This window comes from Streptomyces sp. JJ36 (assembly GCF_021696945.1).
Taxonomy (GTDB): domain Bacteria; phylum Actinomycetota; class Actinomycetes; order Streptomycetales; family Streptomycetaceae; genus Streptomyces.
Window position 1 is genome coordinate 154,280 of sequence record NZ_JACYHE010000002.1, and the last position, 20,608, is coordinate 174,887.

General features: G+C 73.3%; 15 protein-coding genes. 3 read left to right on the plus strand and 12 right to left on the minus strand.

The features are described 5' to 3' along the window. Positions 1-374: 374 nt before the first annotated feature. The 6 genes from HOY81_RS01580 to HOY81_RS01605 form a co-directional block, all read right to left on the minus strand. Positions 375-3,071 carry a PEP/pyruvate-binding domain-containing protein gene (locus HOY81_RS01580; protein WP_237317171.1) on the minus strand — a complete coding sequence of 899 codons (2,697 nt, stop codon included), beginning with the start codon at positions 3,069-3,071 and terminating at the stop codon, positions 375-377. Between the two features lie 19 nt (positions 3,072-3,090). Further along, positions 3,091-4,191: a cyclopropane-fatty-acyl-phospholipid synthase family protein gene (locus tag HOY81_RS01585; protein WP_237317173.1), complete on the minus strand. Its 1,101-nt coding sequence runs from the start codon at positions 4,189-4,191 to the stop codon at positions 3,091-3,093. Continuing rightward, positions 4,188-5,060, minus strand: coding sequence for a thioesterase II family protein (locus HOY81_RS01590; RefSeq protein ID WP_237317175.1), 873 nt, complete (start codon positions 5,058-5,060; stop codon positions 4,188-4,190). Before HOY81_RS01590 ends, HOY81_RS01585 begins: the two co-directional genes overlap by 4 nt. Before the next feature lie 19 nt (positions 5,061-5,079). Continuing rightward, complete coding sequence (locus HOY81_RS01595) at positions 5,080-6,741, minus strand: amino acid adenylation domain-containing protein (protein WP_237317177.1); 1,662 nt, start codon at positions 6,739-6,741, stop codon at positions 5,080-5,082. 81 nt (positions 6,742-6,822) lie between these two features. Beyond that, the gene (locus HOY81_RS01600; RefSeq protein ID WP_237317179.1) at positions 6,823-8,670 is read right to left on the minus strand and encodes an aminotransferase class I/II-fold pyridoxal phosphate-dependent enzyme; all 1,848 of its coding nucleotides are present in this window, start codon (positions 8,668-8,670) and stop codon (positions 6,823-6,825) included. Then, on the minus strand, positions 8,667-8,927 hold the full coding sequence (locus HOY81_RS01605) for an acyl carrier protein (protein ID WP_237317181.1): 261 nt from the start codon (positions 8,925-8,927) through the stop codon (positions 8,667-8,669). Before HOY81_RS01605 ends, HOY81_RS01600 begins: the two co-directional genes overlap by 4 nt. A 417-nt stretch (positions 8,928-9,344) precedes the next feature. Between HOY81_RS01605 and HOY81_RS01610 the strand changes: the two genes are divergently transcribed. From HOY81_RS01610 to HOY81_RS01620, 3 genes are all read left to right on the plus strand, one after another. Then, positions 9,345-12,221 carry a polyketide synthase gene (locus HOY81_RS01610; protein WP_237317183.1) on the plus strand — a complete coding sequence of 959 codons (2,877 nt, stop codon included), beginning with the start codon at positions 9,345-9,347 and terminating at the stop codon, positions 12,219-12,221. Then, positions 12,218-13,360: an L-prolyl-[peptidyl-carrier protein] dehydrogenase gene (redW, locus tag HOY81_RS01615; RefSeq protein WP_237317186.1), complete on the plus strand. Its 1,143-nt coding sequence runs from the start codon at positions 12,218-12,220 to the stop codon at positions 13,358-13,360. Before HOY81_RS01610 ends, redW begins: the two co-directional genes overlap by 4 nt. Before the next feature lie 125 nt (positions 13,361-13,485). Next, positions 13,486-13,803: a RedY protein gene (locus HOY81_RS01620; RefSeq protein WP_237317189.1), complete on the plus strand. Its 318-nt coding sequence runs from the start codon at positions 13,486-13,488 to the stop codon at positions 13,801-13,803. A gap of 188 nt (positions 13,804-13,991) precedes the next feature. Here HOY81_RS01620 and HOY81_RS01625 read toward each other — a convergent pair whose 3' ends face one another. The 6 genes from HOY81_RS01625 to HOY81_RS01650 form a co-directional block, all read right to left on the minus strand. Continuing rightward, positions 13,992-15,242, minus strand: coding sequence for a beta-ketoacyl-[acyl-carrier-protein] synthase family protein (locus HOY81_RS01625; RefSeq protein WP_237317191.1), 1,251 nt, complete (start codon positions 15,240-15,242; stop codon positions 13,992-13,994). Beyond that, on the minus strand, positions 15,242-15,478 hold the full coding sequence (locus HOY81_RS01630) for an acyl carrier protein (protein ID WP_237317193.1): 237 nt from the start codon (positions 15,476-15,478) through the stop codon (positions 15,242-15,244). The genes HOY81_RS01625 and HOY81_RS01630 overlap by 1 nt, the downstream gene beginning before the upstream one ends. Before the next feature lie 68 nt (positions 15,479-15,546). Then, on the minus strand, positions 15,547-16,560 hold the full coding sequence (locus HOY81_RS01635) for a beta-ketoacyl-ACP synthase III (protein ID WP_237317195.1): 1,014 nt from the start codon (positions 16,558-16,560) through the stop codon (positions 15,547-15,549). Between the two features lie 46 nt (positions 16,561-16,606). Next, entirely contained in the window at positions 16,607-17,074 is a 468-nt protein-coding gene (locus tag HOY81_RS01640) for a type II toxin-antitoxin system RatA family toxin (RefSeq protein ID WP_237317196.1), read from the minus strand. Continuing rightward, entirely contained in the window at positions 17,067-18,410 is a 1,344-nt protein-coding gene (locus HOY81_RS01645; protein ID WP_237317198.1) for an aspartate aminotransferase family protein, read from the minus strand. Before HOY81_RS01645 ends, HOY81_RS01640 begins: the two co-directional genes overlap by 8 nt. 95 nt (positions 18,411-18,505) lie before the next feature. Next, the gene (locus tag HOY81_RS01650; protein ID WP_237317200.1) at positions 18,506-20,098 is read right to left on the minus strand and encodes an aldehyde dehydrogenase; all 1,593 of its coding nucleotides are present in this window, start codon (positions 20,096-20,098) and stop codon (positions 18,506-18,508) included. Between the last annotated feature and the right edge of the window lie 510 nt (positions 20,099-20,608).

Consider the following 20,608-nt stretch of genomic DNA (forward strand, 5'->3'; position numbering starts at 1 on the left):
CGCGATCGATGTCCGTACGGCCCCGTGGCCGGGGCGGCAGGCGGGACCGTCCCGCGTCGTCGCGCGTCGCTCTGCGTCGTCCCCCCGTCGTCCCGCGGCAGCGCGCGGCCCGGGCCGGGAAGCCGGGCGGGGCCCGTGGCCGGCCACTGCCCCGGCCGGCCGGAACGGGGAGCGCCGTGGCCGGGCTGTCCGTGGGTTGCCGCGCCACCGGGCGAGCGCCGCCCGGGGGCGCCGGCGGCGGGCCGGGCGGCAGGAGCCGCCCGGCCCGGCCGCGACGCCCCCGCTGCCGGACGCCGGGACTCCGGGGACGCGCCGGCCCCGGCCCGAACCTCCCGGATCGCCCGGCCCGCGGGGGCCGCGTACCGCACCGGCGGTCAGCCTTCGACGACTTCGACGGTGCCGGCGTCCCCGTCGACCTTGATCATGTCGCCCGTGTTGATCTTCTGGGTGGCGTGCTTGGTGTTCACCACGGACGGGATGCCGAACTCGCGGGAGACGATCGAGCTGTGCGAGAGCATCGAGCCGATGTCGGTGACCACACCGCCGGCGATGGCGAAGAGCGGGGTCCAGGAGGCGTCGGTGTAGCGGGCTATGAGGACCTCGCCGGGCTGGAACTCGTCCGCCTGCCAGGCCAGGTCCTCGATGATGCGGGCCCGCCCGACGACCTGCCCGGGGCTGGCGCCCAGCGCCTCCAGCCGGGTGCCGCCCGCCACGGGCTGCAGGGCGCGGGTGATGTCGTACTCGCCCATGAAGGTCAGCGGCGGCTCGGGGAGCCGGTTGTGGTACTCGTACGTCCGCCGCCGCTCGTCCAGCTTGGCGCGGGAGAAGACCTGCGGGGCCGGGGCGTCGCCGGCGAGATAGGTGCGGACGTCCTCGAAGTCGAGGTAGGCGACCTCGTCCAGGTCGCGCAGCACGCCCTCCTCGACCAGCCGGCGGCCGACCTCGTAGACCACGTTCCGGACCAGCCAGACCGATGTGATCATCGCCATCCGGGTGATCTCACGCAGCTCGCTGCACTTGGAGTAGAGCCCGATGACCTTCTTCAGCACCGCGCGCCGGGACCCCGGCAGTTTCCGCAGCACGGCCGCCGAGTCCTGCTCGGTGAAGCCGCGGCTCTGCTGGAGCGTCGCGTCGGGCGAGACCGCGTCGTCGGCGACGTAGCGCCGGATCATCTGGAAGACGTACGACGGGTCGTCGATCCACCGCGGGTGGGTGAGCTCCATCTCCTGGCGGCCGCGGGTGCCGTTGACCCGCATGAACGGGTCGAGGTGGCGGCTGAGGTAGCTGCGCCCGGCGGAGGAGGCCTGGAGCGCGGCGGTGATGTCGCCGAGCGGGGTCTCGCGGATGATCCGCAGCACCTCGGGGTCCTTCTTGGCGGCCTGCGCCAGGTCCCACATGTCGCGCGCCGACTCGACGGTGCGCAGGTTCGACATGTCGGTCTTGATGTGGTTCTGCAGGTTGGTGCCCTCGTCGCCGAGCCACTTGCCGCACAGCTCGCTCAGCACGTCGTAGAAGCCGAACGCGTTGATGTAGTAGGGCATGTAGCCCACGTTCATGGCGTAGCAGTACCGCAGGTACCGCTGGAACTCGCCGTTCAGCTCACGGCGGCCGAGGGTCTTCAGGTCGATCCGCTTGGCCCGGTCGAACTCGGCGAGCCGGGAGGACGCCATCTTCTTCGCCCGCTTCTTCATCGTCGCCATCTCGACGACGGTGTCGCGCAGCCAGTGGGTGGCGGAGAGGAAGCCGTTGACGCCGCCCGGCCACTGGCCGAACGGGTTGCGGTACTCCCCGAGGTCGACCTCCTCGCTGGCGAAGCGCTCGGTGAAGACGCTCTGGTCCTTGGTGGCGGGCGCCTGGCTGAGCATGTAGGAGGTGTAGGAGACGTTCAGGTAGACGTGGCCCTGCAGGTAGCCCATGTGCAGGTCCATGTCGCCGTGGTCCCGCATGCCGATGGCCTTCGCACAGCCGCCGTGGATGTTCTGCTGGTAGTACTGGGCGAAGCTGATGCCCAGCGGCGACATGCGGCCGACGAAGATCTCGCCGATGTCCATCCGGGACCACAGGGTCCGGGTGCGCACCTTGTCCGACACCTTGGTGATGTACGGGCTGTGGTGGGTCTCGGTGCTCGGCCTGGTGGTGATCGGCCGGGTCTGGAGCAGGTAGAAGGTGCCGTCCCGCAGCACCCACTCGATGTCCTGCTCGGCCCCGTAGCTCTCGCGCACCCGGTCGGCGAGGCGGGCCAGCTCGATCGCCTGGTCGTGGGTGAGGCTGGGCGCGTTGCGCAGCTCCGGGTCGACCTTGACCATGCCGGTGCGGCCGGGCTCGACGGCGGCGCACTTGGTGACCTTGTAGCGCACCCGGTTCTCGGCCAGGGTGAAGTCGCGGTCGTCCACGACGAAGAGGTCGCTGGTGACCTTGCCGGAGACCAGGCCCTCCCCCAGTCCCCAGCAGGACTCGATGACCATCCGGTGCGGGCGGCCGTTCATCGGGTCGACGGTGAAGAGCACCCCGCTGGCGTCGGCGTGCACCATCTCCTGCACCACGACGGCGATGGAGCCGACGGAGGCCGGGTCGTCGCGGTAGACGGCGGCGCGGTCGGACCAGAGCGAGGCCCAGCACTCCTTGACCGCGTCCAGCACCGCGTCGTCGCCCTGCACGTCGAGCAGGGTGTCGTGCTGCCCGGCGAAGGACTGGGCGGCCGAGTCCTCCTTGCTGGCCGAGGAACGCACCGCGACCCGGGGGCGGCCGAGCTCCTCGTACGCGCCGAGGATCGCCCGCGCGAGGGGCTCCGGCACCGGCCGGGCGGTGATCTCCTTGCGGATCGCGGCGAAGCCGGTGCCCGCGGCCTCCTCGATCTCCTTGGCGAGACCGGTGTCGTCGAGGAAGCGCCGGAAGAGCTCGGTGGTGAGGCAGAAGGCCGGCGGTACGGGCAGCCCGGCCGCGAGCATCTCCCCGAGGCGGGCGGCCTTGCCGCCGAGGTGCTCGGTGCGCGCACGGCTGTCCCGCCCGAGGACGACGATGTGGTCCCCGCCCGGATCCACGGCCGCCGGGCTGTCGTTCTGCACTGTCATGGTGTGCCTCCTGGAGGGTTCAGTGTGCGGCGTGCGCGTGGGTTCCCGTGAAGGCGCGGAACTGCTCGCCGGGGATGATCCGGGACGCCGAGACGTCGGCGAAGCCGGCCTCCTCCAGTTGCGCGACCAGCTCGTGCTCGTACGGCAGGGCCCCGCCGAAGTCGGCGTACTCGAACCAGAGGTTGAGCACCTCCAGTTCGGGGCCCCCGCCCTGGCAGGAGGTGGTGAGCAGCAGCCGTCCGCCGGGCGCCACCAGGGAGCGGGCCTGCTTCAGCACCTCGACCCGGTCCGCCTCCGGGAAGTAGTAGATGTTGTTGTGCATGGTCACCAGGTCGAACTGCTCGTCGAGGTCGAGCTTGCGCAGGTCGCCCTGGCGGGTCTGCACCCGGTCGGAGAGGCCCCAGTCGGACATGTTGGCGGCGGCCTGCTCGGCGACCTCGGGCTGCAGGTCCACGGCGAGCGCGGTGAGGCGGGGGTTGAGCGCCGCGGCGTGCCGGACGTAGAGCCCGCTGCCGCAGCCGATCTCCAGGAGCCGCACCGGCCGGTCCCGGGGCAGGGTGCGGGCGATCGCCTCCTCGATGAAGGGGCGGACGATCAGCGAGGAGCGGGCGATGATCTCGCCGTCCTGGTCGCTGAGGGAGAAGTAGCGGTCGTCGCGCACCATCTGCGGCGCCTCCATGAGCACCGGGTAGTGGAAGTGCGTGACCTCCTGGAGGGCGCCGGCGAGGGCGTCGTTCTCCCGCTCGGCCAGGCCCTTCGCCAGCCGGCTCTTCAGCCCGTACCGGCCGTCCCGCCGCTCCAGCTCGCCGAGCTTCACGCCGACGTCCAGCCAGACCCGCAGCCGGTGGACGTCGGGGGTCCCGCCGAGTTCCGCGGCGACCTCCCGCAGGTCCCGGGGGCGCTCACCGAGGGCGCGGAGCAGGCCGCTGCCGGCGGCGCCGGAGAGGAAGGCGGCGCGGTAGAGCGGGGTGACGAGCTTCCGGGAGAGCGAGAGCAGCAGCCGTATCTGCCGGTCGCGGACGACCTGGGCGAGGGTGCGGAGCTGTGCGAGGGACGAGCCGCCCCCGCCCTTCCTGGCGCTCTGCGGTGCGCCCTTGCCCGCCGGGGGCGTTGCGTTCATGAGGCGTTCCTCTGGGAGGTCTGGGGACGGAGGTGGTCGCAGGTCCTGCGCAGTTCGCGCAGCAGCCGGTACCGGGAGGGGCCGTTGAGGAAGAAGTGGTTGCCCGGGAGGTGCAGCCGGGCGAAGGGGCCCGCGGTGGTGATCTTCCAGGCGTCCACCTGCACCTCGGTGGCGACCGGGTCGTCGGTGGCGGAGACGGCGGTCACCGGGGTGGTGAGCGGGGTCCGCGGCTGCCAGCGGTAGAGCTCACAGGCGCGCAGGTCGGCGCGGAGCGCGGGCAGCCGCCGGTCGAGGTAGGCGCGGCCGACGTTCTCGTCCGGGCCCAGCCCGCCGAGGTCCCGGACCACGGCGCGGAGTTCGTCGTCGTCCAGCGCGTGGTCCGCGCGGTCGCCGTAGAGGTGCGGCGCCCGGCTGCCGGAGACGAAGAGGTGCAGCGGCTCCGGCTCGCCCCGGCGGCGCAGCTCGCAGGCGACCTCGTACGCCAGCAGGGCGCCCATGCTGTGCCCGAAGAAGGCGTATCCGCCGGTGGTGAGCCCGTGGTCGAGCAGCGCCCGGGCGACGTCGCGGGCGAGCGGCTCCAGGACCGTGTAGGGCTCCTCGCGCAGCCGCAGCCCGCGGCCGGGGAGCAGCACCGGCACCACCCGGACCCGTTCCCCGAGGTGCTGCGGCCAGTCGTGGAACGCCGAGGGCGTCCCGCCCGCGTACGGGAAGGAGATCAGCGGCAGCACGTCGTACGGCCCGGCCGGGGTGCCGGGGAACCAGGCGGCGGCGGGGCGGGGCCGCATCGGGGACACGGCCCCGGACTCGCCGCCGGGCGGCCCGCCGTCCGGGGAGCCGGAGCGGCTGCGGGTGCGGTCGGTGAAGGGCACGTCGTCGTCCTCTCCGCGACTAGGCGCCGGCCGCGGCGGGCGCCGGGCCGGCGGGCGGCTGCGGGGCGGCGGCCGCTCCGCCGGCGGTCTCGGCGAGCCTGCGGTAGTCGGTCTTTCCGTTGGCGTTGCGGGGCATCCGGGGCAGGCAGGTGGCCGTGTGCGGGACCATGTACTTCGGCAGGTGCCGGGCGCAGTGCTGCTTGAGCTTCAGCAGCCCGGGCTTCGGGGCGCCGTCCCGCAGCGTGTAGTAGAGCGCCAGCCGGGCGTCCGAGCCCTCGCCGTCGACCACCACCGCGACGTCCTCCAGGTCCGGGTGGCGGAGCGCGGCGGCCTCGATCTCGCCGAGTTCGAGGCGGTAGCCGTTGAGCTTCACCATGCGGTCCTTGCGGCCCCGGTAGACGAGCAGCCCGTCCTCGACGCTGACGATGTCGCCGGTGGGGTGGCGGTGGGCACGGTGCTCGTCGGCCATCGGCTCGTGCTCCCGTCCCCAGTAGCCGGGGGTGACGCAGTCGCCCTCGACGACGAGTTCGCCCAGCGCGCCGGGGGTGTCCACGGTGGCGCCGGTCTCGTCCACGACCCGGGTGCGGGCCCCGGTGACGGCCGTGCCGATGGGCAGGTGGTCAGGGCCGTTCAGGTCCTGCTCGCGGACCCGGTGGTAGGTGCAGACGTTGGTCTCGGTGGGCCCGTAGAGGTTGTAGAGCGCGGTGTCGCGGGGCAGCCGGGCGGCCAGCTCCCGCAGGTGCGGCATGGGGAAGACCTCGCCGGCGAAGAGGACGTAGCGCAGACCCTTGGCGATCTCCGGGGTGAGCGCGTCGGCGCGGGTGAGCAGCGCCAGGATGGAGGGCACCGAGTACCAGACCGTGACCCCGTGCTCCCGGATGCCCTCGGCGAGCGCCGCGACGTCGCGGGCCTGCGCGTCCTCCACGATCCAGACGGCGGCGCCGGCGGAGAGCGCGGTGAAGAGGTCGAAGGTGCTGAGGTCGAAGTTGAAGGAGGCGTGGTTGGAGAAGACGTCGTCCGGGCCGACGTCCAGCTCGGTGCGGGCCCAGCCGACGAAGTTGGTCAGGTTGCGGTGCGAGATCTTGACGCCCTTGGGGACCCCGGTGGAGCCGGAGGTGTAGAGCAGGGCGGCGAGCGCGTCCGGGGCGGCCCGCCCGGCGGGCGGGGCGCTCCCCGCTGCGCCGTCGAGGAGACCGGCGAGGGTGCGCACCGCCACCCCGCCGCACTCCCCTGGCACGGCGTCGTCCCCGGCGGCGGTCCCCTCCTCCACCACCACGACGGCCTGCAGCGAGGCGGGGAGCGTGCAGCCGGCCAGCGCCTCCAGGTGCCGCCGGTCGGTGAAGAGCGCCACCGGCGCGGAGTCGCCGAGGATGGTCTCCACCCGGCCCGCCGGCTGGTTGCCGTCGAGCGGCACGTAGACGCCGCCGGCCCGCAGGGTGCCGAGGACGGCCTCGGCGTACCGGGGCTGCTTGTCCATCCAGATCGCGACCCGGTCGCCGGGCCGGGCGCCGAGGCCGGCCAGCCCGGCGGCGAGCCGGCCGGTGCGCTCCGCCAGCTCGCCGTACGTCACCCGCTCCCGGCCCAGCAGCGCCGGGCGCGCGGCCTGTTCGGCGGTCAGCGGCTCCGGCAGCCCGAGGGTGCGGGTGACCGGGAGCCCTGAGGACGTGGTGGTCACTGCCATGTCTGAAGCGTTCCTTCGTTCGGCGGCGGCCGGGCGAGGCCGTACGGGGCGGGAGGGACGTACGGCCTCACGCGGCCTGGCTCATGCGGACGGGGGAAGCACGCCGGTCTCGCGGCCTGCCTCGATGAAGATCCCGGCGGCCTCCTCCAGGTCCTCCGGGGTGTGCTCGGAGGTGACGCTGATGCGCAGCCGCGCGTCGCCGAGCGGGACGCCGGGGAAGACCACGGTCTGGCAGAAGAGCCCGCGGGCCCGGACCGCGCGGCCCATCTCCATCGCCCGGCGCTCGTCGCCGACGACGATGGGCAGGATGGCGCTCTCCGTGTGCTCCAGGTCGAAGCCGGCCTCCTTGAGGCGGCCGCGCAGGTCCCGGATGTTGCTCCAGAGGCGCTCCAGCCGCTCCGGCTCGGCCTCCATGACGTCGAGGGAGGCGATCAGCCCGGCGGCGACCCCGGCCGGGATGTTGGCGGCGAAGACGTAGGAGTTGGCGTAGAAGCGGAGGTAGTCGACGACCTCCTCGTCGCCGACGACGAAGCCGCCCATGCCGGCCAGGGCCTTGCTCATGGTGCCCAGTTCCAGGTCGACCTGGCCCTTGAGGCCGAAGTGCTCGGCGGTGCCGGAGCCGGTGGCGCCGAGCACCCCGGTGGCGTGGGCGTCGTCGACGAGCACCCGGGCGTCGTACTCCTTCGCCAGCCGGACGATCTCCGGCAGGTCGCAGACGTCGCCGTGCATGCTGAACACGCCGTCGACGACGATGAGCTTGCCGAGCACGCCCGAGCCGGGCTCCGAGCAGCGCTGCAGGACACGCTCCAGGTCCGCCATGTCGTTGTGCCGGTAGATCTTCCGGATGCCGCCGGAGAGCTTGCAGCCGTCGACGATGCTCATGTGGTTGAGCTTGTCGATGACCAGCGCGTCGTAGCTCTTCACCAGACCGGAGATGACGCCGAGGTTGGCGGAGTAGCCGCCGGGGAAGACCGCGCAGGCCGGGGCCTTCTTGAAGGCGGCGAGCCGGCGCTCCAGCTCCTTGTGGAGCATGTTGGTGCCGCCGATGATGCGGGAGCCGGTGTGGGTGGCGCCGCAGCGACGGGTGGCGTCGCAGACCGCCTCGACGACCTTGGGGTGGTTGGCCAGGCCCAGGTAGTTGTTCGAGGCGAAGTGCAGGAACTCGCGCTCCCGGCCCTCCAGCTCGTCGAAGATGACGGCGCGGTTCTCGCTGCGGGACCGCGTCGGCATGCCGTACCAGTAGAGCCGGTCCTCCTCGCGCTTGCGCCGGTAGGCGGCGAAGCTGCGGGCCTTGGCGAACAGGTCGGTGCTCCGCTCCTCCAGGAAGTCCTTCATGGAGCGGTCGTCCCAGGAGCCCTCCGCGGCGGCCGGTGCCTGGGCGGTGCGCAGCGCGTCCAGTTCGGCCACGAGCTTGCGGAGGGTGGTGGCGGTGACCGAGCCGGTGGCGCCGTCCGGCAGACCGTACGCGTCGGCGACGTCGCCGGTGATGGAGGTGAGGATCACCGAGTCGATGCCCAGCTCGCTCTCGAAGTCGGCGTCGACGTCGAGCTGGTGACGCTCGTACTGGGTGTGCCGCATCGCGGAGGCGAGGACGGTCTCCAGCAGGCCGTCCTCGGCGTCTCCGGCCTCCGCTGCCGGGGCGGCCGGAGCGCCCTGCGGGAGCGGGCCGTCGCCCACGGCCTCGGCCACGGCGTCGATCAGCTCGCGGAGGGTGGCCGGCGTCGAGGGCAGTTCGGCCTCGATGCCGAAGTGCTCCTTCACCGTGCCCAGCACCGACTCCAGGATGATCGAGTCGATGCCGAGCTCGCCCTCCAGGTCGCTGTCCGGCGAGAGCTGCGCCTCGTCGTACAGGGTGCGGGCGGCGACGATCCGCAGCACCTGCTGCTCGATCGGTCCCGTCTGAGGCGTGCTCTCGGTGCGGCCCGTCATCGGGCACCTCCCTGGTCTTCGCGCAGCCGGTCCACGAGGGCGGCCATGGCGCTGACGGTCGCGAAGTTCTCCGGCGAGACCTCCGGCAGCGGCACGGTGACGCGGAACTCGCTCTGCAAGTGGTGCACGAGGTCGAAGATTCCGGCCGAGTCGATGATGTTGAGTTCGGTCAGCGGGGTTTCACTGTCCAGACCGTCGCTGTCGCCGTCCAGCAGGACCTTGGCTATGTGGTTGATGATCGACTGCTCGGTTGTCATGGCCGTCCTTGACTCGGAATTCTTCAGAATCGCCGCAGCGTAGCCATTGGGAAAAAGAGAGACTGGTGCTCCGGTGGACTCGCGCTGACCACAGTGCCAGCGGCCCCTTGCAGCCCGCTGAGACGGGAGTGTCAGGGGGCTGGCGGCCCCCCGACACCCGGCCCCGCCACGCCGGTGACCTGCCCTGACGCCGTAAATCCCGGCAACGGTACGGCCCCTGACGGGGTGGACAGGTTCGAGAGTGCTCGGGTAAACAGAGTCGGGATGCATTTTTCTGCGGCCGGCGGCCGGAGCGCCGGCCCGGGCCCCCGGCGGACGACTCGTGAATTCTCCGCCCAGCGTTTCTCTGTCTACTTTCTGTCTACCTGCCACGGGTCTCGATGAACCATCGGATCGGAATACGGGAGTTGCCACATCATGCACTCCGCAGCGGAGTTGAGCGGCACTGAAGAAGGGGCGGCGGCGGAGCCGGTGGCGATCGTGGGGATTGCCGCGCTCTACCCGGAGGCCCAGGGCGTCGAGGACTACTGGCGGCTGACGAGCGGGCAGCCCCCGCACCCGCCGTCCGGCGGCGGCACCGACGACGGCGGCAGCGGGCTGGACGGCATCACCGTCGACGTCGCCCGCTTCCGCATCCCGCCGGCCCAGGCCGGCGCCATGGCCCGGATGCAGCTCCTCATGCTGGAGGCGGCCCGCCGGTGCCTGGAGGACGCGGGCGGCGTGGAGCGCGCCGTGGACCGGGACCGCACCGACGTGGTCGTCGGCACCTGCGGCGGCCTGGACCGGCAGTACGCCAATGCGCTGCGCATCGAGGGCAGCCGCTACGCACGGGAACTCCAGCGGTCCGCCGAGGCCTCGGACGACCCGCTCACCCGGGAGAACGCGGAACAGGCGGCCGAGGAGCTGCGCTCGCTGCTGCGGCAGCGGCTCGGCGCCTCGCCGCACGACCGGGTCGGCGAGATGGCCAGCACCATCCCGGCCCGGATCGCCTCCGCCTTCAAGCTGCGCGGCCGCACCCTGGCGCTGGAGTCCGCGGACGCCACCTCCTTCCTGGGGCTGGCGCACGCGGTGACCGCACTACGCGGCCGGGCCTCCGACGCCGCCCTGGTGGTCACCGGGCAGCGCCGGGAGAGCGAGCTGCTGCCCCGCGCCCTCGCGGCCAAGGGTCTCGGCGGCGCCCCGCTGGGCGAGGGCGTCGGCGCGCTGCTGCTCAAGCGCCTCTCCACCGCCGAGCGGGACGGCGACCGGATCTACGCCACCCTCCGCGGCTGCGTGCTCCGGCACACCGCCCGGCCCGGCGCCTTCGGCTACGCGCTCTCCCCCGCCGCGCACCGGGAGGGCGTACGCCGGGCGCTGGCCGCCTGCGGCACCGGGGCCGGACACGTCGGCTACGTCGAGTACGCGGGCGGCGCCCCACCCGCCGGCGCCGCGCTGGAGGCGCTCGCCGCGGAGCTCGGGGCCCCCGGCGCGCCGGACGGGCCCCCCGAAGAGCAGGTCGCGCTGGGCAGCACCGCGGCCCGGCTGGGCAACACGCTGGCCAACGCCGGCCTGGCCGCGGTGACCACGGCCGCGCTCGCGCTGCACCACCGCACGCTGCCCGCGACGGCCGCCGCCACGGGGACGGCGTCCGGGGAGGCCGGCGAGGGCGCCGACGACAACGGTCCCGCGGCGCCGTTCCGGCGGTCCGGTCCCGCCGCGGAATGGGCCGCGGCCGGGCCGGAGGAGCCGCGGCGCGCCCTGGTCGTCGGCGCCTCGCTGACCGGCTCGGTCTGCCACCTGGTGCTGGAGGAGCACCGGCCCCCGGCGGCCGGCGCCGGCGGGCCCGCCCGGGCGGCACGCACGGCCGTACGGGAGTCCGAACCGATCGCGGTGCTGGCGCTGGGCGGCCGCTTCGCCGGCTCCCCCGACGCCGAGTCCTTCTGGGAGACCATCCTCTCCGGGCAGGACCGCTTCACCCCGCTGCCGGCCGCACTGCTGGACCCGGAGCTCTACTACGCGCCGGGGGCGCTCAGCCTGGACCGCAGCTACACCGACCTCGGCGCTCCGGTGAGCGTGCCGGAGGAGCCGCCGGAGGGGCTGCACCTCGGCAGGGAACGGTTCGCCGCGCTGGACGCCGCACAGCGGCTCGCGCTCACCGTCGCCGCGGAGCTCTTCGCCCGGCGCTCCCCGGAGGCGGCCCGGCTGACCGGCCGCCCGGGGCTGATCGCGCTGGGCAGCAACCTGGGGCTGGGCCGGGACCGCCGGGCGGACACCGCGCTCTCCCTGCCCCGGCTGGACGCGGCCGCGGCGGACCTCACCGCGCTCAAGCACCTCTCCCCCGCCGAGCGGGACGCACTGCTCGCGGCGGTGCACCGGCACTACCCCGGCCCGGACGCGGTGGTCACCCCGGACCTGCTCGACTCCTGCCTGGCCAGCGGCAGTGCGGCGCTGATCGCCGGGGAGTTCGGGCTGGACGCGGTGCCGCTCGCGGTGGAGGCGGCCTGCGCCTCCTCGCTGGCCGCGCTGGACGTGGCGATCGGCGCGCTGCGCTCCGGGTCCGTCGACTACGCGGTGGCCGGCGGGGTGGAGCTGCCCTGCAACGAGCGGGACATGGTGCTGTGCTCCTCGCTCGGGCTGCTCTCGCACGACCGCATCACCCCGTTCGACACGTCCGCGGACGGCTTCACCCCCGGCGACGGCTGCGCGCTCTTCCTGCTCAAGCGGCTGGGCGACGCCCGCCGGGACGGCGACCGGCCGCTCGGCCTGCTGCGCGGCATCGGCGCCTCCAACGACGCCAAGTCGCTGATCGCGCCCGACGCCGACGGGCAGGTGCGGGCCATGCGGCAGGCCTTCGAGCAGGTGGACTTCCCGCCGGCCGAGGTCGACTACCTGGAGGCGCACGGCACCGGCACCAAGGTCGGGGACCGGGTGGAGGTCGGCGCCTCCGGAGAGGTGTACGGCGGGCCCCGGCGTACCCGGCCGCTGGACATCGGCTCCGTCAAGTCCTTCTTCGGGCACACCTTCGCCGCGGCGGGCAGCGCCGGGCTGCTGCGCGCCCTGCTGGCGATGCGCGCCGGGACGCTGCCGCCCAACGCCAACCTGGAGAACCTCAACCCCGGACTCGACCTGTCCGCCATCCCCGCCACGGTCTCCACCCGGGCGGGGGCCTGGCCGCAGGCCGACGGCCGCCCGCGCCGGGCCGGTGTCAGCTCCTTCGGCACCGGCGGCATCAACTACCACCTGCTCATCGAGGAAGACGAGGCAGACGTGGCACCGCAGACGGCACACACCGCACACACGGACGGACAGCGATGAACTTCGATCTCGATCCGGAAACCGAAGAGATGCGCGACGCCATCGCGAGCTTCGCGCGGCACAAGCTCGGCGCCCCCGCCGAGTTCGACCCGGAGGAGTTCCGGCAGCGCTGGCTGCTCGCCGGCAAGCAGGGCGTCGTGGGCACCGCCATCCCCGAGGAGTACGGCGGCCTGGGCCAGAGCGCGGTGACCGCGGCCGCGCTGATGGAGGCGCTGGGCTACGGCTGCCGGGACACCGGCTTCACCTTCTCCGTCGCGGCACACCTCTTCGCCTGCCTGATGCCGGTGGTGGAGTTCGGCACCGAGGAGCAGAAGCGGCGCTGGCTGCCGGCGCTCTGCTCGGGCGAGCGGATCGCGGCGCACGGCATCACCGAGCCGGAGGCCGGCTCGGACGCGCTGGGCCTGCGCACCCGCGCGGTCCGGGACGGCGACCACTACGTGCTCAACGGCGACAAGTGCTTCACCACCAACTCCCCGGTGGCGGACGTCTTCGTGATGCAGGCCGTCACCCGGCCCGGCGGCGGCTTCTTCGGCCTCACCTCGTTCCTGGTCGAGGCCGACACCCCCGGGCTGACGGTCGGCCCCCCGTACAGCAAGGTCGGGCTGCGCGGCTCCCCCATGGCCGACGTGCACCTGGAGGACGTACGGGTCCCGGCCGACCAGGTGCTCGGCTCCGAGGGCGCCGGGGCCAGCGTCTTCACCTCCTCCATGAAGTGGGAGCGCACCTGCCTCTTCGCCGGTTTCCTGGGCGTGATGCGGCGGGTGACGGAGTCCACCGTCGACTACGCCAAGGAGCGCCGTCAGTTCGGCTCCCCGATCGGCGGGTTCCAGGCCGTCAGCCACCGGATCGTGGACATGACGCTCCGGCTGGAGTCGGCACGGCTGATGCTCTACAAGGCGGCGGCGGGGCTGGACGACGGCTCCCAGGACGAGATCGCCCCGGCGCTGGCCAAGCTGGCGGTCAGCGAGGCGGCGGTGCAGCTCGGGCTGGACGCCGTCCAGGTGCGGGGCGCGCTCGGCATCCTCGACGGCGAGGCCGAGACGCTGGTGCGCGACGCCCTGCCTTCCCGGATCTTCTCCGGCACCAACGACATCCAGAAGAACAACATCGCGCGGGCGATGGGGCTCGCCCGCCGCTAGCAGCGTGCCGCGCGCGGCGTCCGGGGGCGCGGCCGTCCGCCGGTGCCACCGGTCCGTCCGGCGGCACCGGCGGTCCGCTCTCCCGGGCTTCCGACCCGGTCCTTCACTCACCGAGGAGCACACACATGGAGTACATCGTCCACCGGATCCGGCTGCGGGACATCGCCGAGCGCGAGCGCTTCGAGTCCTGGGTGCGCGACGTCGACTACGCCACCTGCCCGCAGCTTCCCAGCGTGCGCACGTTCAGCGTGCAGCGGGTGTCCGTGGAGCCGGACGCCCCGGTCCACTACTTCGAGATCATCGGTGTGACCGACCGCCAGGCATTCGAGGCCGACATGGGCCGGGACGCCTTCCACGCCCTGGAGGCGGAGTTCGGCAAGATGGCCGAGGTGGTGGACGAGATCGCCGGCGAGCGCATCGACCCGGGCTACGTCGCGGGCTGAGCCCGCGACAAGACGCAGTGGGCTGAGCCCGCGACAAGACGCAGTGGGCTGAGTTCGCGACAACGGCAGCCGGCCCGGCGAACCGCCGGGAACGCCCGACGGCCCCGGCCCCCGACCGCTGGTGTGGTCGGGGGCCGGGGCCGTCGGGGGGCGGGGGCGGGCCCGGGGCGCGCGGCCCGCCCCCTGGCTCAGGCGCGGGTGAGCAGCAGCACCGCGTTCTGCCCGCCGAAGCCGAAGGAGTTGCTGACCGCGGCCCGCACCTCGCCCTCGCGCGGCGCCTTGGCCACCACGTCGAGGTCGATCTCCGGGTCCTGGCTGTCCAGGTTGGCGGTCGGCGGCACCAGGGCGTGTTCCAGCGTCAGCGCCGTCACGGCCGCCTCGATGGCGCCCGCGGCGCCCAGCGCGTGGCCGAGCACCCCCTTCACGGAGGTGACGGAGGGCCGGTCGCCCAGGACCCGCCGGATCAGCCGGCACTCCATCATGTCGTTCAGCGGGGTGGAGGTGCCGTGCGCGTTGACGTGGTCGATGTCGCCGGGTTCCAGCCCGGCGTCGGCCAGCGCGGCCCGTACGGCCAGTTCGGCGCCGGCGCCCTCCGGGTCGGGGGCGGTGGCGTTGTGGGCGTCCCCCGAGGCGCCGTAGCCGCTGACCCGGGCCCGTACGCGGGCGCCGCGGGCGGCGGCGTCCCCGCTCCGCTCCAGGACCAGCACGGCGGCGCCCTCGGCGAGCACGAAGCCGTCCCGGCCGGAGTCGAACGGCCGGGAGGCGCCGGCCGGGTCGTCGTGGCGCTCGGAGAGCGCCCCCATCTGGCTGAAGCCGGTGGAGATCGAGGGAACCACGCAGGACTCCGTGCCCCCGGTGATCACCACGTCGCAGGCCCCGCTGCGCAGCAGCTCGCGGGCGGTGCCGACGGCGGTGGTGCCGGAGGCGCATGCCGTGGCGGTGACGAGGTTGGGCCCGCGGGCGCCGACCTCCATGGCCACGTAGCCGGCCGACATGTTGGGCACCAGCATGGGGATGAGCATGGGGGAGACCTTCTGCGGGCCGGTCTCCCGCAGTACGTCGTACTGCTTCTCCCAGCTTCCCGCGCCGCCGAGGCCGCAGCCCAGCACGACGCCGACCCGGGCGCCGTCCCAGCCGGACGGGTCGAGCCCGGCGTCGGCCACGGCCTCCAGGGCGGCCGCGACGGCGAACTGGTTGCTGCGGTCCAGCCGCCAGGCCTTGCGGCGCCCGATCAGCGCGGCGGCGTCGAAGCCGGGGACGACACAGCCGAAGCCGACCGGCACCCCGGCCAGCTCCGGCACCTCGCGGGCCGCCGTGCCGGCGGCCTCGCGGACGCGTTCCCAGGTGGCCGGCGTGCCCACCCCGCCCGCCGTCACCATGCCGATGCCGGTGACGGCGGCGTCGAAGGGCTCGGCTCGAGCGGGTCCGGCCGTGGGCATCAGACGCTCACCATCTTGGCCTCGATCACCTTGGAGGCCTGGGTCATGGTGTCGTCGGCCGCGAGTTCGTCGTCCCCGACGGAGACGCCGAACTCCTGCTGGACGGCGAGGGTCAGCTCGACCAGCGCGAGGGAGTCGAACTCGAGCTGGGTGAAGGTGTTGTCGGGCTGCACCTCGTCCGCCTGGATGCCGAAGCCGCTCAGCAGGCCCACGAAGCGCTCGTACACATCGCTCATCGCATTACTCCGTATGTCTCGGTCGAAGGTCCGGCCCGGTCTCGGTCGCCGGGACGGGTGTGCGGTGGTCAGGCCGGGCTGACGTCCGGCCAGCGGAGAGCGGCGGCCCCCCAGGTGAGACCGCCGCCGAAGGCGGTGGTCACGATGCGGTCGCCGGGCTGGAGGCGCCCGGTGGCCGCGGCGTCGGCGAGGGCGAGCGGGATGGAGGCGGCGGCCGTGTTGCCCACCCGGTCCAGATGGACGTGGCAGCGGGAGCGCGGCAGGCACAGCCGGTCGGCCACCGCGTGCATGATGCGGATGTTGGCCTGGTGGGCGACGAGCAGGTCGACGTCGCCGACGCCCCAGCCGAGCCGTTCCGCCGCGGTCTGCGAGGACTCCGCCATCCGTTCCACGGCGTTGCGGAAGACCTTCTTGCCCTCCATCCGGAAGAACGGGTCGGCCCGGTCGGCCGTCTCCGCACGGATCGGGTCCCGGGAGCCCCCGGAGGGCACCGTGATGAGGTCGCAGCCGCGCCCGTCGCTGCCCAGCTCCACCCGCCCCAGCGCCCCCGGCTCGTCCGGGTCGCCGGCGCGCAGCACGACCGCCCCGGCACCGTCCCCGAAGATCGCCCGGGTGGAGCGGTCGGCGGGGTCGAGGATGCTGGAGTAGGTGTCCGCCCCGATGACCAGGACGGTGCCGGCGGAGCCGGCCGCCAGGAAGCCGGCCGCGGTGGCCAGCGCGTACAGGAAGCCGGTGCAGACGGCTCCGACGTCGAACGCCGGAACCGTGCCCAGGCCCAGCTCGGAGGCGACCAGCGGGGCCGTGGCGGGGCACGGCCGGTCCGGGGTGGTGGTGGCCACCACCACCGTGTCCGCCGCGTCCAGCCCGGCGGACTTCAGGGCCCGCCGGCCGGCCTCCACCGCCAGGTCCGAGGTGGCGGTGCCCGGGTCGGCCACATGCCGCCTGCCGATGCCGGTGCGGCTCCGTATCCACTCGTCGGAGGTGTCCAGCTCCCGGCTCAGGTCGTCGTTGGTGACCACGTGCGGGGGCAGCCAGGTGCCCAGGCCGCACAGGACGGGTGCGGGAGGGTGCGCAGACGCCATCATCCGTTCCGTTCCCTTTCGGCCGGTGAAGGCCCGTAGGCGGGTGTCAGACGCCCGCGGCCGCGAGGGCCCGGGTGAGCTGTTCGTCGTCCACGACCCGGGCGCCGTCGAACATGCCCTTCACGACCCGGGCGATGGTCTCCTTGATCACCCGCTCGGCGACCGGGTCGAGGATGCCGACGAGGCTCGGGATGCCGAAGTCGAAGTCGGCACGGAAGGCGATCCGGCAGCCGTCGTCCTGGGGCAGGACCCGCCACTCCCCGCCGAAGTCCTCGAAGTCCCCGTCGTCCTGGGCGAAGGTGATGACCCGCTGCTCCCGGTCCTCGGTGTCCTTCTCGGTCCACCGCAGGATGCCGTTGCGGAAGTACACCTCCCAGTCGCTGGAATCGTCGTGCGCCACCACGGAACGGACGTCGGGGGCCAGGTCCGGGTAGCGCTCGAACTCCCGGATCCCGTCGAACGCCGTCTCCGGATCGGTGCCGGGCAGGTCCAGCGCCACGTGAACGCTACGCATCTGCGGTTCCCCCTCGGTGAGTCGGGTTGTAGTGGGCTGCCTGCGCGCGACAGGCACGGTCGAAGGCCTCGCACAGGAACTCCACGTCGGCGGGCTCCAGGACGGCCGGCGGGGTGAAGCGCAGCACCATGTGCGAGTTGAGGGAGTGGTTGGCGATCACGCCCTGCTCGATGAGTTCGATGAGCAGTTCGCCCGCGAGGCCCGGCTCGGTGAACTCCAGGCCGATGAGCAGTCCGCGGCCGCGGACCTCCCGGACCACCTCGCCCAGGTGCTCGCGGGCGATGCGGCGTATCTCGGGGAGGATCTGCTCGCCGAGCTTGCCGGCCCGGCCCACCAGGTCGTCCTCCTCCACGGCGGCGAGCGCGCCGCGCACCGCGGCCATCGCCAGGGGCGCGCCGGAGAAGGTGGAGGTGTGCAGGTACGGGTCCTTGTCGAAGGCGGAGAACGCCCGCGGGGTGGCGACCACGGCGGAGACGGGCAGCACGCCGCCGCCCAGCCCCTTGCCGGTGAGCAGGATGTCGGGGGTGACGCCCTCGAGGTCGGCGCCCCACCAGGCCCCCAGCCGGCCCAGGCCGGTCTGGATCTCGTCCAGCACGAAGAGGGCGTCGTACTCGCGGCACAGCCGCTGCACGGCGCGCAGGTAGCCGTCCGGCGGCAGCACCACACCGGCCTCGCCCTGCACCGGCTCCACCACGACGCAGCCCCGGCCCGGGACGGTCCGCAGCAGCTCCTCCAGCGCTTCGGCGTCGCCGTAGGGCACATGGTCGACGTCGGGCAGCAGCGGCCGGAAGGGCTGCTGGAAGACGTCCTTGCCGGTGAGGCTGAGCGCCCCCATGGTCTTGCCGTGGTAGCCCTCGTGGGTGGCGATCAGGCGGTCGCGGCCCTGGGTACGGGCGAGCTTGATGGCGGCCTCCACGGCCTCGGCGCCGCCGCAGGCCCAGTGGACCCGCTCCAGCCCCTGCGGGGTGTGCGCGACCAGGGCCTCTGCGGCCCGGGCGGCCTGCGGCTCCAGGAAGAGCCGGGTGGCCACGGGGTGCCGGTGGAGCTGCTCCTCGACGTGCCGGACGACGGCGGGGTGCCGGGCGCCCATGAGGAAGACGCCGTAGCCCCCGCAGTTGAGGAACCGGCGTCCCTCCTCACCGGTGACCCAGGCGCCCTGGGACTCCAGCTCGACGTGCTTGCCGAAGAGCTCGCCGAGGGTGGCGCGGCCCTTGTTCATGTGGGAGCGGTAGAGCCGGATGAGCGTGTCGGCGTCCCCGTCCGGGTGGGTGTGCGGCCCGGTCCCGGCGGCGGGACGGGCTCCCGGCGCGTCGCCGGATGTCACAGCGGTAGTCATGATTCCCCTCATCCCGCCGGCGGCGGGTCGTGATGGACGGTCGCGGGGCCCGGCGGCCCGGGCGGGCCGCCTGCGCGGGCCCGCCCCGGGCCGGTCTAGAGGCCCTGGTCGACGAGCGCCTGCCAGGCGCCGAAGACCGCGTCGCGCGGGCGGGAGCCGGTGCTGATGCTCACGCCCTGGATGTGCGAGGTGCGCAGGATGGGGTAGTTGGCCTCGCCGAAGACGCCGCCGGTCAGCCCGGTGCCGCCGTGGGTGGGCAGGCAGGACAGGAAGCCGATGTGCGAGTCGTTCACCTTGAGCAGTCCGCCGCCGCGGATGCGGGCCGTGAAGTGGTCGATCACGCCGGGGTCGCGCGCCCAGAGGGAGTTGCGCAGCCCGTAGGCGTTGGAGTCGACGAATTCGGTGAAGTTCCGCAGCAGTTCGTCGTCGCCGGCGTCCTCCGCGACGATGACCGGCAGCAGCGGGAAGAAGGTCTCGTGCCGCACCGCCTCGATCTCGCGGGCGCCGGCCATTCCGCGGACCACCAGGACGGTCGGCTCCAGGAAGATGCCGTGCGGGTCGCGGGTGCCGTCCAGTTGCATGGCGTGGCCGCCGCAGAGGAGTTCCGCGCCCTTGCCCAGCGCGTCCTCCAGACAGCTGAAGAACTTCTCGTTCCGGAGCACGGGCGTGAGCAACACGTCCGGGTCGCTCGGGCGGCCGGGGCGCACCTTCTCCACCTGGGCGGCGAGATTCTCCAGCAGCGCCGGGGCGGCGTCCGGGTGCACCAGCACCTGGTTGGGAATCATGCAGAGCTGGCCGGAGCCGTAGAAACTCTCGATCAGGGCCTCGGCGGCGAGTTCGGTGTCCGCGTCCTTCCAGACGGTCACCACGTCGTTTCCGGCGAGCTCCAGAATCGGCTTCTTGCCGGCCTCGACGCAGCGCTTCTCGAACTCGACGCCCATCTCGCTGCTGCCGAAATAGATGATGTCGTCCACGTCCGGGCTCTCCAGCCAGGCGTTCAGCATGGGGGCCGGGTCGCCGCAGACCACGTTGAGCACGCCGGGCGGCGCGCCGATCTCCTCCAGCACCGGCGCCACGATGTCCTGGAGGACGTACATGACGCCGAGCGGCCCGCTCCGCGGGGCCCGTACGACCAGCGAGTTGCCGGCCATCATGGAGGTGGCGCCGAGGATGGCGCTGGAGAGCGGGGCGTTCTGCGGCGGGTTGAGGCAGACGACGCCGTCCGGCTGCCGGCGGACCTGGAGCCGGCGCTCGCCACGCTGGAACTCCTGGAGCATGCGGGAGCGGTAGAAGTCCACGGACTCGGGGGCGAAGACCTCCAGCATGCCGGAGACCTGCCAGCGGGCCAGCGGCAACGGGTGGCCCTCCTCGACGAGGACCTGCGCGATCTCCCGGGCCTTCTCCGTGAGCCGGGCGTGCAGCCGCTCGGCGAAGGCGTTCAGCCGGGTGTCGAGCGGGACGGCGCACCATTCGGGGGCGGCCGCGGCGGCGGCCTTGAGGGCCTGTTCCACGGTTTCCCGGTCGGCCTTGGCGACCCTGCCGACGATGGTGTCGGGCAGCTCGTCCGGGGACATGCGGCCCTGTTCCAGTTTCCGCTTGAGCCGCAGGCTGGTGAATACGTCGTCCAGCAGCGACTCGGAATGCAGCACATAGACCCATTCGCTGCTCTCGAGCTGCTTTCCGTTCACATAGGAGTGGTAGGTGCGCGGGTGGCCTGGGCTTCCGGCGGCACCCGTCTGCTGTTGCGGATTCGGACGGGAAAACGGCGTACTGCCCACGCTTGCTCCCCTGACGTGTAAGGACTTCGGTGCACGGCCGAAACGTGACACAGAATACCTTTCCAGCGGTTCCTGAAACTGCACTGAAATCTCGATGACGCCCCCTGGCCTGCATATTCGCGTTCTTCCCGGGGCTCGTCCGGGCTTCCCGGTGCGGGCCGGGCCGGTGGCGCCGGGCGGGGGGCGCCGCGGAGGCCGGCCGGCGTGGGCGACGGCGGGCGCCGCGGAAGGGGCCGGAAGGGCGCGGAACCGGGGAAGGCACCGGGAAGCCGGGGGTGACAAGAAGGGGTCGCTCCGCTACCTTAGTCACATGACTAAGTTAGTCGACCGACCAGGACGGCTCCGGCACAGCCGCCCAGCGGCCAGGTCGACTCGCCGGATCGCCTGGCGGCGAATCTCCCCGCGCCGCCCCGGCGGACG

Coding starts and splice junctions, on each gene's coding strand:
- HOY81_RS01580 (WP_237317171.1), bottom strand. CDS start 3,071: ATGACAGTGCAGAACGACAGCCCGGCGGCCGTGGATCCGGGCGGGGAC.
- HOY81_RS01585 (WP_237317173.1), bottom strand. CDS start 4,191: ATGAACGCAACGCCCCCGGCGGGCAAGGGCGCACCGCAGAGCGCCAGG.
- HOY81_RS01595 (WP_237317177.1), bottom strand. CDS start 6,741: ATGGCAGTGACCACCACGTCCTCAGGGCTCCCGGTCACCCGCACCCTC.
- HOY81_RS01600 (WP_237317179.1), bottom strand. CDS start 8,670: ATGACGGGCCGCACCGAGAGCACGCCTCAGACGGGACCGATCGAGCAG.
- HOY81_RS01605 (WP_237317181.1), bottom strand. CDS start 8,927: ATGACAACCGAGCAGTCGATCATCAACCACATAGCCAAGGTCCTGCTG.
- HOY81_RS01610 (WP_237317183.1), top strand. CDS start 9,345: ATGCACTCCGCAGCGGAGTTGAGCGGCACTGAAGAAGGGGCGGCGGCG.
- redW (WP_237317186.1), top strand. CDS start 12,218: ATGAACTTCGATCTCGATCCGGAAACCGAAGAGATGCGCGACGCCATC.
- HOY81_RS01620 (WP_237317189.1), top strand. CDS start 13,486: ATGGAGTACATCGTCCACCGGATCCGGCTGCGGGACATCGCCGAGCGC.
- HOY81_RS01625 (WP_237317191.1), bottom strand. CDS start 15,242: ATGCCCACGGCCGGACCCGCTCGAGCCGAGCCCTTCGACGCCGCCGTC.
- HOY81_RS01630 (WP_237317193.1), bottom strand. CDS start 15,478: ATGAGCGATGTGTACGAGCGCTTCGTGGGCCTGCTGAGCGGCTTCGGC.
- HOY81_RS01635 (WP_237317195.1), bottom strand. CDS start 16,560: ATGGCGTCTGCGCACCCTCCCGCACCCGTCCTGTGCGGCCTGGGCACC.
- HOY81_RS01640 (WP_237317196.1), bottom strand. CDS start 17,074: ATGCGTAGCGTTCACGTGGCGCTGGACCTGCCCGGCACCGATCCGGAG.
- HOY81_RS01645 (WP_237317198.1), bottom strand. CDS start 18,410: ATGACTACCGCTGTGACATCCGGCGACGCGCCGGGAGCCCGTCCCGCC.